We start from the raw sequence: 14460 nt of genomic DNA, 5'->3' as shown, positions 1-14460 counted from the left end.
CGGTAGGTCGACCGGATTTCGCGGACGTTTCCGGCCACCATCCCGAACGCGGACGGAACGGAACTACTCCCAGTCCTCGGCGTCGGCGTCGGCGTCGTCCTGCGGGGCGGCCGCCTCCAGCTCGTCCTCCGGGCGCACCCGGCGCGCCTTGCGGGCGGCCAGCCGCTCCGCGGCGGAGGCACGGGCCGTCTTGTCCTCCAGCCGCACGTCCGTGCCCCGGTTGCCCGGGACGAAGTCGACGCCGGCGTAGAGGGTGGGCTGCCAGTCGAACTCGCGGTCGCCGATCCGGACCAGGTCGCCCGCCTGGGCGCCGGCCTTGGCCAGCTTCTCCTCCACGCCGAGGCGGGCCAGCCGGTCGGCCAGGAAGCCCACCGCCTCGTCGTTGTCGAAGTTCGTCTGCTTGACCCAGCGCTCCGGGCGGTTGCCCCGCACCGTGAAGGAGCCGTCGTCCTCGGCCTCGATGGTGAAGCCGGCGTCGTCGACCGCCTTCGGCCGGATCACGATCCGGGTCGGCTCGGCCGGCGGCGCGGCACGGCGCGACTGGTCGACCAGCTCCGCCATCGCGTACGTCAGCTCCCGCAGCCCCTCCCGCGTGGCGGTGGAGACGTCGAACACCCGGAAGCCGCGGGCCTCCAGGTCGGGCCGGACGATGTCGGCGAGGTCCCGCCCGTCCGGCACGTCGATCTTGTTGAGGGCCACGAGGCGGGGCCGGTCGGCCAGGCCGCCGTACTGGGTCAGCTCGGACTCGATGGCGTCGATGTCGGCGAGCGGGTCCCGGCCCGGCTCCAGCGTCGCCGTGTCGACCACGTGCACCAGCACGGCGCAGCGCTCGACGTGGCGGAGGAACTCCAGGCCCAGCCCCCTGCCGGTGGCCGCGCCCGGGATCAGGCCCGGCACGTCGGCGACCGTGAAGGTGTGGTTGTCCACCCGGACGACGCCCAGGTTGGGCACGAGCGTGGTGAACGGGTAGTCGGCGATCTTCGGCTTGGCCGCGGAGATCACCGAGATCAGCGAGGACTTGCCCGCGGACGGGAAGCCCACCAGGCCGACGTCGGCGACGCTCTTCAGCTCCAGCACCACGTCGAGCCGGTCACCGGGCTCGCCCAGCTCGGCGAAGCCGGGGGCCTTGCGCCGGGCGTTCGCCAGCGAGGCGTTGCCCCGGCCGCCCCGGCCGCCCCGGGCCGCCTCGAAGGTGGTGCCGACGCCGACCAGGTCGGCCAGCACCTCGCCGTCGAGGGTCTGCACCACCGTGCCGTTCGGCACCTTGATCACCAGGTCGCGGCCGTTGGCCCCGTCCCGGTTCGAGCCCGCCCCGCCCTTGCCGTTCTCGGCCTTCATGTGCGGACGGAAGTGGAAGTCGAGCAGCGTGGTCACCTGCGCGTCGACGACCAGCGAGACGCTGCCGCCGTGCCCGCCGTTGCCGCCGTCGGGGCCGCCGAAGGGCTTGAACTTCTCCCGGTGGATGGAGACACAGCCGTGCCCGCCGTCGCCGGCCTGCATGTGCAGGACGACCCGGTCAACGAACGTCGTCACGACGCCAATCCTTCCAGCGGGACACTGCCCCGCACCTGAAAAAGCGAAGCGGGCCGGGACACGAGGTCCACGGCCCGCAACGCCTGCGAATTACTGCTGCGGCACGATGCTGACGGTCTTGCGACCGCGCTTGGTGCCGAACTGGACCGAGCCGGCGGCCAGCGCGAACAGCGTGTCGTCGCCGCCACGGCCGACCAGGTCACCGGGGTGGAACTTGGTGCCACGCTGACGGATGAGGATCTCACCCGCGCTGACGACCTGACCACCGAAGCGCTTCACGCCGAGCCGCTGGGCCGCGGAATCGCGACCGTTACGCGAGCTGGACGCACCCTTTTTGTGAGCCATTGGAGGACGACCTACTTCCCGCTGGAGATGCCGGTCACCTTGACCTGGGTCAGCGGCTGACGGTGACCCTGGCGCTTGTGGTAGCCGGTCTTGTTCTTGAACTTGTGGATCCGGATCTTCGGGCCCTTGGTGTGCGCGGCGATCTCGCCGGACACCGCGACCGTGGCGAGCTTCGTCGCGTCGGTCACCAGGTCGTCACCGTCGACGAGGAGCACCGCGGTGAGCTTCACCGCGTCGCCGGGGGCACCGGCGAGCTTCTCGACCTCGATCACGTCGCCCTCGGCGACCTTGTACTGCTTGCCGCCGGTCTTGACGATCGCGTACATCGGAGGCGGACTCCCTGTCGTTGAGGCTGCTGGCGTCTTTACCCACCGTTACCGGTCGGTCGTTCCCACGGCGTCTCGCCGGGAGCCGTGACACCGGCGGCGCGGGCACGCGGGAACTCGGCACACCAAAGTGCGCCGCAGGCAAGCGTACGCCATGACCGGCCCGCCGCCCAAACCGGGCCGCCCGTCAGGCCGGACAGAGCTCGTCGAGCCGCCCCTGGAGCCGGTCGAACTCCGTCTCGTCGATCGCCTGCACGTCCGTGCCCAGCCCGCCGACCTCGGTGGCGAGGTCCGCCAACAGGGTGCGCAGCCGGGGGTCGGCGGCCTGCCCGGACTGCTCCCGCAGCGCGTCCCGCCAGCCCACGAGGGCCGTCTCCGCGTCCCGTCGGGCGGTGTCCGCGGCCTTCCCGTCGCCGCGGCCGGTGGCACGCAGCATCTCGGCCAGCTTGAACACGTACGTCTGCACGGCGGCGGAGCCGGCCTGCTTGGCGCGGGCGCAGACACCCGGGTCGCCGGTGACCGTCGGGGCTGGTGTGGCCGCCGTGGGCGGTGGGGCCGGTGAGGCGAAGCCCACCGCGAACGGGTCCTCGCCCCGGTCGGCGCAGCCCGCGCCGGCCAGCAGAAGCCCGGTCAGCGCGGTGACCGCGAACACGCGACGCATGTCTCCTCCCTCCGGGGCCGGCCGTCCCGACCGGGGGTCGACGGACACGGCAGGGCCCCTGCCCGACTCTGTTGCCGGTGCAGGGGCCCTGTCAAACGCCGTACAGGTCAGCGGCTCACGGCCGGGTGCGCCGCCGCGCGCCGCCGCGCCGGGAGCGCCGGCGGGTGGCGCCGTTCTCGGCGCCCTCCTCGTCCCCGTCGCCGATGGCGTCCGGGTCGTCCGCGGCGGCCAGCCGGGCCGAGTCGCCCTGCTGGCTGTCCGCCACCGCCGGGGCGGCCGCCGTCTCCGTCTCGAACCGGGACAGGTCGTAGCCCTGGGTGTCGTAGTAGTCGTCGTCCGAGCTGTCGACCACCTCGGCGACGGCCTTCTCCGGCGCCGCCGGGGTGGGCTGCTCCGCGGCCTCCGCCGCGGGCTTCTCCGCGGCGGCCCGGCGACCCCGGCGCCGGCCCTTCTCCTCGGTGGCGGGGCTGGTGACGGCCGAGGCCACGGCCTTGACCTTCTCCCCCGCGCCACCGCGCGGCTTCTCCGGCACCGGCTCGGTGTGGATGATGACGCCCCGGCCCTTGCAGCACTCGCAGGTCTCGCTGAACGCCTCCAGCAGGCCCGCGCCGATCCGCTTGCGGGTCATCTGCACGAGGCCGAGCGAGGTGATCTCGGTGACCTGGTGCTTGGTGCGGTCCCGGCCGAGGCACTCGGTGAGCCGGCGCAGCACCAGCTCCCGGTTCGACTCCAGCACCATGTCGATGAAGTCGATCACCACGATGCCGCCGAGGTCGCGCAGCCGGAGCTGGCGCACGATCTCCTCGGCCGCCTCCAGGTTGTTCCGGGTGACCGTCTCCTCCAGGTTGCCCCCGGAGCCGGTGTACTTGCCGGTGTTGACGTCGATGACGGTCATCGCCTCGGTCCGGTCGATCACCAGCGAGCCGCCGGACGGGAGGAAGACCTTCCGGTCCAGTCCCTTCAGGATCTGCTCGTCGATCCGGTACTCGGCGAACACGTCCGTGGTGCCGGCGTGCCGGCGCAGCCGGGCCACCAGGTCCGGCGAGACGTGCGACAGGTAGGACTCGACCAGGTCGTACGCCGGCTCGCCCTCGATGACCAGCTCGCGGAAGTCCTCGTTGAACAGGTCCCGGACCACCCGGATGACCAGGTCGGGCTCCTCGTAGAGCAGCACCGGGGCGCCGCCCTCGGCCGCCTTGGCCTGGATCTCCTCCCACTGCGCCTGGAGCCGCTTGACGTCCCGGGCCAGCTCGTCCTCGCTGGCGCCCTCGGCGGCCGTCCGCACGATCACCCCGGCGCCGTCCGGCACCAGCTTCTTGAGGATGTCCCGCAGCCGCTTGCGCTCGGTGTCCGGCAGCTTCCGGCTGATGCCGGAGGCGTTGCCGTTCGGCACGTAGACCAGGTGCCGGCCGGAGAGCGCGATGTGGCTGGTCAGCCGAGCGCCCTTGTGCCCGATCGGGTCCTTGGTGACCTGCACCAGCACCGAGTCGCCGGACCGGAGCGCCTGCTCGATCGAGCGCGCCCGGCCCTCCAGGCCGGTGGTGTCCCAGTTGACCTCGCCGGCGTAGAGCACGGCGTTGCGGCCGCGCCCGATGTCGACGAAGGCCGCCTCCATGCTGGGCAGGACGTTCTGCACCTTGCCGAGGTAGACGTTGCCGGCCATCGTGCCGGACGAGTTGCGGGTCACGTAGTGCTCGACCAGCACGCCGTCCTCGAGGACCGCGATCTGCGTCCGGTCGCCCCGCTGGCGGACGGCCATCACCCGGTCGACCGCCTCCCGGCGGGCCAGGAACTCCGACTCGCTGAGGATCGGCGGGCGGGTACGCCGCTGCTCGCGGCCGTCCCGGCGGCGCTGCCGCTTGGCCTCCAGCCGGGTCGAGCCCGAGACGCCCTGCACCTCGTCGACGGCCTTGCGCGGCTCGCGGATCTTGACGACGGTGGGCACGCCGTCCTCGGCGGCGGTCTCCGCCTCACCCGCGCCCCGGCGGCGGCGCCGACGGCGACGACGGGTCATCCCCTCGCCCTCGGCCTCCTCCTCGTCCTCGCTCTCCTCGGCCTCGGCCTCGGCGGACTCGGCCCGGACGGCCTCCTCGGCCTCCTCGTCCTCCGCCTCCTCGGCGCCCCGGCCGCGGCCCCGGCCCCGGCGGCCCCGACGGCGGCGGCGCCGCAGGGCGGCCTCGTCCTCGTCCTCCTCGTCCGCCTCGGCGTCCTCCTCGGCCTCGACGGTCGGCTCCTCCTCGACCTCGACCTCGGCCTCGACCGGCTCGACCTCGCGACGACCCCGGCGGCGGCGCCGGCCGGTCTCCGCCGGCTCCTCGGCCGGCTCCTCGGCGACCGGGTAGGTGACCCGGACGACCGGGGCCTCCTCGGGCTGCGGAGGCATGAACAGGACGGTCGGCGCGGAGAGTGCGGCGCGGCGCCTGCGGCTGGTCGGCGCGGGCTCCTCGGCCGGCTCCTCGGCAGGGCCCGGCACGGCGGCACCGGGCGACACCTCGCCGGTCCGGTCCTCCGGACCGCCGGCGCGGGCCAGGACGGCCTCGTCGGCGCCCCGGTCGCCGGTGGTCGGCTCGTCCTCGGCGTCCTCCCCGACCGCGTCCTCGTCCTCCGGCTCGCCCTCGGCGGGCGCCGGGGGCTCCGGGGCGGCCGGGGGCTCGGTGTCGGGCTGCGGCTCGGCGACCGCGTGCGGCTCGACCGCGGGCCCGGCCGTCTCGGCCGGCGCGCCCGTCGGCGCCTCGTCCGCGGCGGCGTCGACCGGCGGAGGGGTGGTCTTGCGGCGGCGGGTGCGGGTCACCTTGACCGGCGGCACCACCTCGTCGGAGGCGGCCTCCGCCCCGGCCGCGACCACCGGCTCCTCGGCCGCCTTGGCGGGGGTCGCCTTGCGCCGCCGCCGGGTCTTCGGCGCGGCCTCCAGGTCACCGGCGACCGGGGCGAACACCTCGGCCTGCGGCGTCTCGCCGGTCCCGGTCACCGGGGTGTGCGCCTCGACCGGCGCGTCGGTCTGCTCCGGCTGGTTCAGCGGGGCGGCCTTGCGACGGCTGGCCCGCTTGCGGGCCGGCGGCCTGACCTCGGCGGTGCTGTCGGTGCTGCTGGTGGCGGCTGCCTCGGCCGGCTCTGCGCCGGTCCGTTCGCCGCCCTCGGGCTCGTTCTCGAGCATGGACGTTCTCCAGTTCTGGCTGCCCCGGGCGCGGGTGAGCGCTGCCACGCAGGGTCGCCGCAAAAGGTGTTTCCGCCGGTCGCGCAGGTGCGCGGCCGCCGAAGTCTGCCTGCCAGAACGCTGACCGACGGTCAGCGTTCTCCGATGGCTGCCCCGTCGCGATCCGCGTCCAACGGATCGACGATCTCGCCTTGCGCGGTCAACGTGCCCTGCGCCAGCCGGATCACCCTCGGGGAGACCGGCGGCTCCAGGTCGGCCACCACGCGGAGGCCGGAAAGGACGTCATCGGGTCGTACGGAGGGGGTGACCTGCCGCACGACCAGTTCGAGTATCGCACACGGTACGGCCGTCGCCCCGGAAGGCGTCTCGGACGGCGGCAGCGTATCGATGGCGATGACGGCGGCGCGGGCGTCGAAGGTGCGCCTCCCCTGCTTGGTCATCCGCTCGACCTGGATTTCCTCGGCGCCGGTGAACGCCGTCACGGCCCGCTCCAGCGCGGCCGGGTCGACCTCGGGCAGTTCGATCCGCCACCGGGAGGCCTCGATCCGGTCGGCCAGGCTGCCGCCGGCGGCCTCCACCGCGTCCAGCACGTCGAGCCCGGGCGACAGGGCGGCGTCCAGGGCCGCCCGCAGCTGCTCCGGGTCGACCGGCTCCCGCAGGCCGATCTCCAGGTACTCCGCCTCGCTGGCCACGCCGGTCGGCGCCGCCGAGGCGTACGAGATCTTCGGGTGCGGGGTGAAACCCTGGGAGAAGGCGATCGGTACGCCGGCCCGGCGCAACGCGCGCTCGAAGGCCCGGGCGAAGTCCCGGTGCGAGGTGAACCGCAGCGGTCCACGCTTGGCGTACCGGATCCGGACCCGCTGGACGACCGGCGCCTGGCCGCCCTCGGGTTGAGGCTTTCTGGCGATCGTGAGCTCCTCGGCTGTGCCTGCGTGTCGGTTCCATCCTGGCGCAGCGGCCGGCACGGCCCGCAGCCGGGGCGGCGGATGCGGCCGGACGAACCGGCCCGAACCGGTCAGCGGGGACGCCCACCCGCCCCGAGAACGACGGTGGCCGGCCGGCGACCCACAGGTCACCCGGCCGGCCACCACGGTTCAGGACCGGTTGCCGCCCGGCGGCGGGTACGTCCCCGGCGGCGGCGGAACGTGGCCGGGCGGCGGGGCGTAGGGGTTGGCGCCCGGCGGGGCCTGGCCACCCGGTGCGCCCGGCGGGGCGTGGTAACCGGCCGGGACCGGTGGGGTGCCGTAGCCACCCCCGGCGTCCTGGTCGAGCAGGCGGTCCGGCACGGCGGCCGCCCGGGCCGCCTCCCGGCGGTAGCGGCGCCGGTTCCAGATGAGGAAGACCACCAGCGCCACGAGCACCAGGAGCACCACGGCGATGCCGATGCCGATGACCATGACCTGCTGGTCGGTGGGGCCGCCCCGGTCGCCGTACTCCGTCACGTCGAAGTCGTCGTCCTCGGCCGCCTGCGGAGGAGCCGAGCTGGCCGCGGCCCCGCCGAGGAGCGGGTTCGCCGAGACCGCCGGCACCTTGGCGGTGAGCGCCGCCACCGGGTCGATCCGGCCGAAGCCGTACTGCGGGTCGCGGCCTGGCGGGCCGGCGTCCCGGGCGGTGCGGATGATCCGGTTGATCACGTTGGGCGCGGAGAGATCCGGATACTTCGCGCGGATGAGCGCCGCGATGCCGGAGACGATCGCGGTGGCGTCGGAGGTGCCGTCACCCCAGCCGTAGCCGTGGTCCGGGCCGGCGTTGTAGATGCCGTCGGCGGGGGCAGCCACCACGGCCTCGCGCCCCTGGCTGGAGCCGGACCAGAAACGACCACCCCTCGTGGTGCCGGTCACCGCGATCACCCCGGGGACATTGGCCGGGCTGATCACCTCGGTGTGCCCCTTGGCGGTGTTGCCGGCAGCGCCCACCACGACCACGTCCCGCTCGAGGGCGTAGCGGATCGCGGCCTCCTCGTCGTCGGACGCCACGCCCATGCTGCCGTAGGACAGGTTGACGACCTTGGCGCCGCCGTCGACGGCCATCCGGATGCCCTGGGCCGACGCCGCGTCGCTGCTCTCTCCCTTGCCCGGCTTCGTCTTGATCGGCAGGATCCGCACGCCCGGCGCGATGCCGGTCACCCCGTCCGAACCGGCGTTGCGCGCCGCGATGATGCCGGCCATGTGGGTGCCGTGGCCGTCCGCGTCGGAGCGCCCGTCGCCGGGGGCGCCGTAGCTGCGGCGCCCGGGGAGCACCTGGCCGGCCAGCTCCGGGTGGCTGGCGTCGACGCCGCTGTCCACCACGGCGACGGTCACCCCGTGCCCGGTGGAGAGCCGGTGCACCTGGTCGATGCGCAGCTCGTCCAGGTACCACTGTTCGGCCCGCCGCGGCGCGGCGGCCGCCGGTTGGGCGGCCCCCAGCACCATGAGCCCGGCCACCAGGCCGGCCGCGACCGACCGGAGCGCGCCCGCGTGCAACCTCATCCGTCCGTCCTCAGCGCAGGATGCCCGGGGACGCGGCGTCACCGCTGCCCCACGGATCGTCGTCCTCAGTCAACCACGACGAGTGCTCGCTGCCGGAGCCGCCGTGCCCGGCGCCGCCGTGCCCGCCGCCCATCATGCCGCCGCCCATCATGCCGGCGCCGCGCGCGCCACCCGCGCCCGCGCCCGCGCCGGCCGCGTTGCGCAGCGCGCTGGCCGCGCTGGTCATCGGGGGCACCTTGCCGTTGCCGCCACCGACCATGCCGGGGATGCCGCCCATGCCGATCCCGCCGGCCGCGCCGACACCGCCGCCACCGATGCCGCCGGCCGAGCCGAGGCCGGCGCCGCCACCGCCGAAGCCGCCACCGGCGCCGCCGAGCCCCGCGGAGTTGACGCCGCCGCCGAGCCCGCCGGCGCCGCCGCCGATGGTGCCCGGCCCGCCGGCGCCGGCCAGGCCGCTGCCGTAGTCGTGGTCACCGGTCCCCGGGTAGCCAGCGCCGGTGGACGGCGGGGTGACGGTGCCGGCGCCGCCGCCACTGCCTCCGCCGCCGAAGTCGGGGCCGCCGGTGGTGGGCGGGGGCTTCAGGGATCCGCCGTCGAAGGAGCCACCGCCGCCGCCACCACCGCCGCCGGTGCTGCCGAGGGAGGGCGCGCCGCCACCGAAGCCGCCGCCCGCGCCACCGCCACCGACGCCGCCACCACCGCCCGGCAGGCCGGACGGCGGCTTGCGGTCGTCGGGACGGTAGTCGTCGACGTCGGAGTTCGGCGTGGGCACGACCAGCTTGGGCCGCTCCGTCTCCACGGCGGCCGGCAGCGGCGACATCGCCGAGTTGGCCGCCTGCTGGTTGTCCCGGTACCAGTTGTCCAGGTGCGACTTGGTGTCCCACCAGCCGCCGCGCTTGTTGTCGCTGGCGTTGCCGTCGACCTTCATGGTCGCCTCGAGGTCGTCGGCCTTGTCGCGGAACGCGCCGTCGGCGTACGAGGCCGGGTTGCTCTGGTAGTCCTTGCGCAGCGCGGCCAGGAAGCCCGAGGCGCTCTCGCCGTCGCGGGCGTCGTCGAGCTCGGTGCCGTTGGGCAGGCTCCACTCGTCCCAGCCGAAGTCGTCCATCAGCGGGATCGGGATGCTCGCGACCGACTTGCGGATGTCACCCTCGATCCGCGCCAGCGCACCGCTGACGTTGCTCGCGTGGGTGATGAGATCCTCGATCTCCTTGCCGATCTCGCCCAGGTGCTCGCGGTACGCGTCGCCGCCGCTGCCCTTCCAGCCGCTGAGCAGGCCGGGCAGGCCGCCGCTGTGCGGGCGCTCCTGGCCCGACGCGATCGGGCCCACGAAGGACCGCCCGACGAGCGAGTCCCGCAGGTAGCCCAGGCCGGTGGAGAGGTTGCGCCACCCCACCCCGACCGAGCCGACCGTCTCCGGGTCCGCCGACAGCGTCACCTCGCGGACGCACCGCTCCCAGGTTCCTCCAGCCATGACCCTCTCCCCCTCAGGCCGTGTACGGGTAGGTGGGCTGCTCGCCCGTCGCCGGCGGCGGGGCGGCGGACTCCAGCAGCCGCTCGATCTCCTTGCCGTTGGCGGCGTTGCGGGCCTCGGTGTCGCGGAACGCCTTCGCGATGTCCTCGGTGCCCTGCTTCAGTGAGGCGAGCTTGGTGGAGAGCGACTTGAGGTGGGCCTCCATGTTCGCCGTCGACTTCGTCAGCGCCTGCCACTGCATGCGAGCGTCCTCGTACGCGCCGAACGGCGTGCCGTTGGGCACCGTCTGCGCGTTGTTGCTGTCGCCCTTCATCCGCTCCTTGATGCGTTCCATCTCGTAGCTGATGGTGTCGTCGACATACTGCTTGAGGCGCTCGACGTAGTCCGCCGCGGCGTCCAGGTCCTCGACGCTGACGTGCAGATCGCCGGTGTCCGGCGGCCTGATGTCACCCATGCTGCTGCCCTCCCCGCTGCCGGCCCCCGGCCGGTCCAATACGGACGCAGCGTATCGAGAGACAGCCAGTCGGGGCACCCCCACCCCGCGTCACGGGACATCGACGGGCGACGTGTCCCGGAATGTGACGGAGCGCGGAACCCCGAGGGATCCCGCGCTCCGGTGTGCGCCGGCGGTGCTACTGCTGGGCGCCGGCGGGCAGCTTCAGACCGTTGACCGGGGTCAACGGCAGCAGCTTCCGGCCGGTCGGGCCGATCTGGATCTCGGTGTCCATGGCCGGGCACACGCCGCAGTCGAAGCAGGGCGTCCACCGGCAGTCGTCCTGCTCATACTCGGCGAGCGAGTCCTGCCAGTCCTGCCAGAGCCAGTCCTTGTCCAGGCCCGAGTCGAGGTGGTCCCAGGGCAGGACCTCCAGCTCGTCGCGCTCCCGGGTGGTGAACCAGTCCAGGTCCACCCCGAACGACGGCAGCACCTCGGCCGCCGCGTCCACCCAGCGCTGGTAGGAGAAGTGCTCGCTCCAACCGTCGAACCGGCCGCCGTTCTCCCAGACCCGGCGGATCACCGCGCCGACCCGGCGGTCGCCCCGGGACAGCAGGCCCTCGATCAGCGACGGCTCGCCGTCGTGGTAGCGGAAGCCGACGGCCCGGCCCAGCGAGCGGTCGCTGTTGATGGCCTGCTTGAGCAGCCGGAGCCGGCCGTCGATGACCTCGGGGCGCTCCATGGCGGCCCACTGGAACGGGGTGTGCGGCTTCGGCACGAAGCCACCGATCGAGACGGTGCAGCGGATGTCCTTGGACCCGGTGGCCGCCCGGCCGGCCCGGATGACCTCGTGCGCCATGTCGGCGATCTCGAGGACGTCGGCGTCGGTCTCGGTCGGCAGGCCGCACATGAAGTAGAGCTTCACCTGCCGCCAACCGTTGGTGTACGCGGTCACCACGGTGCGGATGAGGTCGTCCTTCGACACCATCTTGTTGATGACCTTGCGGATCCGCTCCGACCCGCCCTCGGGGGCGAAGGTCAGGCCGGTCCGCCGGCCGTTGCGGGACAGCTCCTGCGCCAGGTCGATGTTGAAGGCGTCCACCCGCGTCGACGGCAGCGAGAGCGAGACGTTGGTGCCCGCGTACTGCTCGGCGAGCCCGGAGCACATGTCGCCGATCTCCGAGTGGTCGGCCGACGACAGCGACAGCAGGCCCACCTCGTGGAAGCCGGAGAACTCCAGCCCCTGCTGCACCATCTGGCCGACCGTGGTGATCGAGCGCTCCCGCACCGGGCGGGTGATCATGCCCGCCTGGCAGAACCGGCAGCCACGGGTGCAGCCGCGGAAGATCTCCACCGCGTACCGCTCGTGGACCGTCTCGGCCAGCGGCACGAGCGGCTTCTTCGGGTACGGCCAGGCGTCCAGGTCCATGGTCGTGCGCTTGTGCACCCGGAACGGCACGTCGGGACGGTTCGGCACGACCCGCTGGATCCGGCCGTCGGGCAGGTAGTCCACGTCGTAGAAGCGCGGCACGTAGATGCTCTCGGTGCGGGCCAGCCGCAGCAGCAGCTCGTCCCGGCCGCCCGGGCAGCCCTCGGCCTTCCAGTCCCGGACGATCGCGGTGATCTCCAGCACCGCCTCCTCGCCGTCGCCGAGCACCGCGGCGTCGACGAAGTCGGCGATCGGCTCCGGGTTGAACGCGGCGTGGCCACCGGCCACGATCACCGGGTCGGCCTCGGTGCGGTCGGCGGCGAGCAGCGGGATGCCGGCCAGGTCGATCGCGGTGAGCAGGTTGGTGTAGCCCAGCTCGGTGGAGAAGGAGACGCCGAACACGTCGAAGTCGCGCACCGCGCGGTGGGCGTCGACGGTGAACTGCGGCACGCCGTGGGCGCGCATCAGCTTCTCCAGGTCCGGCCAGACCGCGTACGTCCGCTCGGCGAGCACGTCGGGCAGCTCGTTGAGCACCTCGTAGAGGATCTGGACGCCCTGGTTGGGCAGGCCCACCTCGTACGCGTCGGGGTACATCAGCGCCCACCGGACGGTCGCCGCGTCCCAGTCCTTGACCACCGCGCCCAGCTCGCCACCCACGTACTGGATGGGCTTGGTCACCTGGGGCAGCAGCGGCTCCAACCGCGGCCACACGGAATTGGCCGCGGTCGGGCGCGGCGTCGTCGACGGGGCACTCATGATGCCCAAGGGTACGCGGTCCCCCGCCACCGACGACGCGGCACCGCTGGCCCACCCCACCCACCCCAACCAGGCCCCCCACCGCCCCGTCCACCCCTCTCCCCGCGTTGATCAAGAGGTTTGCGTCAGGATCCGCGCCGACCCGACGCAAACCTCTTGATCGACGAGCGGGGTGGGGGTGGGTGGGGTGGGGTGGTGGTGGATTCGTCGGGGGTGGCGGGGCGGTACTAACCTCGCAACGGGCGCGAGAGGAGATTGCCGCGATGTCGCAGCCGCAGCCGGGGGCGGACCGGCCGGCCGACGGGGGCACCCCGGCCACCGGCCGGAACGGGGATCCGGCGGTCACCGAGCCTCCGGCCGACGTTCCACCGCAGGCCGACGCCGCGCCTCCGACCAGGGCGGACGCGCCCGTGGACGCCGAGGCCCGGGCCGGCGCACCCGACGCGCAGCCGGTTCCCGCCACCGCAGCGGCCGAGCCCGCGCCGGAGGGCGAGCCCACCGCGCCCGCCGCACCGGCCGAAGCCGCTTCGCACGCGGAGGCCGCCCCACGCGACGAGCCCACCGCGCAGGCCGCACCGGCCGCGCAGCCGGAACCCGCCGCGCAGGCCGGCCCCGACGCGGAGGCCGACCCCGACCCGGAGGCCGACCCCGCCGCGGACCCCGACCCCACCCCGGTGTCGCCGGCCCCGCCCGCCCGGGGTTCGGCCGCCGTGCCCGGCCCGACCCGCGCCGCCGGGTCCGCCCCGGTTGCGCCCCGCCCCGACCCCACCCGGGTGGAGCAGCGGCCGGACCCCACCCGGGTCGAGAACCAGGCCGGCGTCGAGACGCCGGCGGAGCCGCCCGCCCCCCGCTGGAGCGGCTCCGCCGCGGTGCCGCCCCCGCCGCCGCGCAAGCGCGCCTGGGGCGAGTCGGCCGAGCCCACCCCGGTGCCGCCGGCCGACTCGCCAGAGCACCAGGTGCCGGTCGACCCGTGGGCGGGCGTGGACACCACCGGTTGGGACCTGCACTCCGCCGACTTCCCGGCGCTGCCGGCGACCCTGCCCTACACGGCGCCCTACACGGCGCCGCACCCGCCTCCCTACGCCGCCCCGCCGGTCGCCGCGGCGCCGCCGCTCGGCCCGCCGGCCGTCCCGGCCCCGCCGCCGGTCGCCCGGCCGGTGTCGCCGCCGGCGGTCGCGCCGCCCCGGCCCGCGCCGCCGAAGCAGCGCCGCGCGAAGAAGACCCCGCCGCCGGTGGCCGCGCCGCCCGGGTGGGGGCCGCCCAAGGGGTACGTGGCCGTGCCGGTCCGCCGCCGGCGCCGCTGGCCCTGGGTGCTGCTGCTCACCGTCGCCTGCTGCTGCGGGGTGCCGCTCTGGTGGGCCCAACCGCTCTCCGCCCAGTACCCGGCGAGCGCCAGCCTGCCCGACCAGCTCGGCTCGATGCGGCTGCGCCAGGACGAGCGCAGCCAGGCCGCCGCCGCCGAGCTGAAGTCGCAGGTACGCCAGGCGCACCTGATGGCCGAGGACACCTTCGCCGGCATCTACACGACGAGCGACGGCAAGCGGGTGACCCTCTTCGGCGGCACCGGGTTCCGGCTGAGCCCGGAGTCGGACGCGCAGGCCGAGCTGGCCCGCCTCACCGACCGGTACGACCTCGCCCCCTCGGTGCCGGTGGAGACCGGTGTCCGGGGCCGGTACGAGCGCTGCGCGGTGGGCCGGGCCGACGGCGACACGGTGGTGGTGTGCACCTCGGTGGACCACGGCAGCCTGGCCACCGGCGTCTTCACCCGACTGTCCGTGGAGGACAGCGGCCGGCTGCTGGACGACCTGCGCCAGAAGGTCGTCACCCCCGAGCAGTCCTGAGGGACCGTCACCGTTCGCAACGTATCGAACACGTAAAGGTTCC

11 protein-coding genes are annotated in these 14460 nt (G+C 74.5%); 1 reads left to right on the top strand and 10 read right to left on the bottom strand.

Features of this window, described 5'->3' with window-relative positions; translation table 11 throughout:
* Positions 1 to 63: 63 nt before the first annotated feature.
* The 10 genes from obgE to ABZS80_RS26620 all read right to left on the bottom strand — a co-directional run bounded on the left by obgE (position 64) and on the right by ABZS80_RS26620 (position 12576).
* Entirely contained in the window at positions 64 to 1533 is a 1470-nt protein-coding gene (obgE, locus tag ABZS80_RS26665; RefSeq protein ID WP_355060019.1) for a GTPase ObgE, read from the bottom strand.
* A gap of 90 nt (positions 1534 to 1623) precedes the next feature.
* Entirely contained in the window at positions 1624 to 1878 is a 255-nt protein-coding gene (rpmA, locus tag ABZS80_RS26660; RefSeq protein WP_013288010.1) for a 50S ribosomal protein L27, read from the bottom strand.
* A gap of 11 nt (positions 1879 to 1889) precedes the next feature.
* Positions 1890 to 2204, bottom strand: a complete 315-nt coding sequence (gene rplU / locus ABZS80_RS26655; protein ID WP_355060017.1) for a 50S ribosomal protein L21 — start codon at positions 2202 to 2204, stop codon at positions 1890 to 1892.
* A 187-nt stretch (positions 2205 to 2391) separates the two neighbouring features.
* The gene (locus ABZS80_RS26650; protein WP_355060015.1) at positions 2392 to 2865 is read right to left on the bottom strand and encodes a hypothetical protein; all 474 of its coding nucleotides are present in this window, start codon (positions 2863 to 2865) and stop codon (positions 2392 to 2394) included.
* A 115-nt stretch (positions 2866 to 2980) separates the two neighbouring features.
* Positions 2981 to 6019: an Rne/Rng family ribonuclease gene (locus tag ABZS80_RS26645; RefSeq protein ID WP_355060013.1), complete on the bottom strand. Its 3039-nt coding sequence runs from the start codon at positions 6017 to 6019 to the stop codon at positions 2981 to 2983.
* A 131-nt stretch (positions 6020 to 6150) separates the two neighbouring features.
* Positions 6151 to 6870 (bottom strand): TIGR03936 family radical SAM-associated protein, encoded by a 720-nt coding sequence (locus tag ABZS80_RS26640; protein ID WP_355060144.1) that lies wholly within the window; start codon positions 6868 to 6870, stop codon positions 6151 to 6153.
* 243 nt (positions 6871 to 7113) lie between these two features.
* Entirely contained in the window at positions 7114 to 8487 is a 1374-nt protein-coding gene (mycP, locus tag ABZS80_RS26635) for a type VII secretion-associated serine protease mycosin (protein WP_355060012.1), read from the bottom strand.
* A 10-nt stretch (positions 8488 to 8497) separates the two neighbouring features.
* Positions 8498 to 9958, bottom strand: coding sequence for a hypothetical protein (locus tag ABZS80_RS26630; protein WP_355060010.1), 1461 nt, complete (start codon positions 9956 to 9958; stop codon positions 8498 to 8500).
* Between the two features lie 13 nt (positions 9959 to 9971).
* Positions 9972 to 10412, bottom strand: a complete 441-nt coding sequence (locus ABZS80_RS26625; RefSeq protein ID WP_151462554.1) for a hypothetical protein — start codon at positions 10410 to 10412, stop codon at positions 9972 to 9974.
* Between the two features lie 178 nt (positions 10413 to 10590).
* Positions 10591 to 12576 (bottom strand): TIGR03960 family B12-binding radical SAM protein, encoded by a 1986-nt coding sequence (locus tag ABZS80_RS26620; protein WP_355060007.1) that lies wholly within the window; start codon positions 12574 to 12576, stop codon positions 10591 to 10593.
* Positions 12577 to 12839: 263 nt separating this feature from the next.
* Here ABZS80_RS26620 and ABZS80_RS26615 point away from each other — a divergent pair, with 263 nt between their 5' ends.
* The gene (locus ABZS80_RS26615; RefSeq protein ID WP_355060005.1) at positions 12840 to 14417 is read left to right on the top strand and encodes a hypothetical protein; all 1578 of its coding nucleotides are present in this window, start codon (positions 12840 to 12842) and stop codon (positions 14415 to 14417) included.
* Positions 14418 to 14460: the final 43 nt, after the last annotated feature.

This window comes from Micromonospora sp. NPDC005305, from assembly GCF_040607315.1.
GTDB lineage: Bacteria > Actinomycetota > Actinomycetes > Mycobacteriales > Micromonosporaceae > Micromonospora.
The sequence above is the reverse complement of the archived record's forward strand: the minus strand, read 5'-3'. Positions and strand labels throughout refer to the sequence as shown.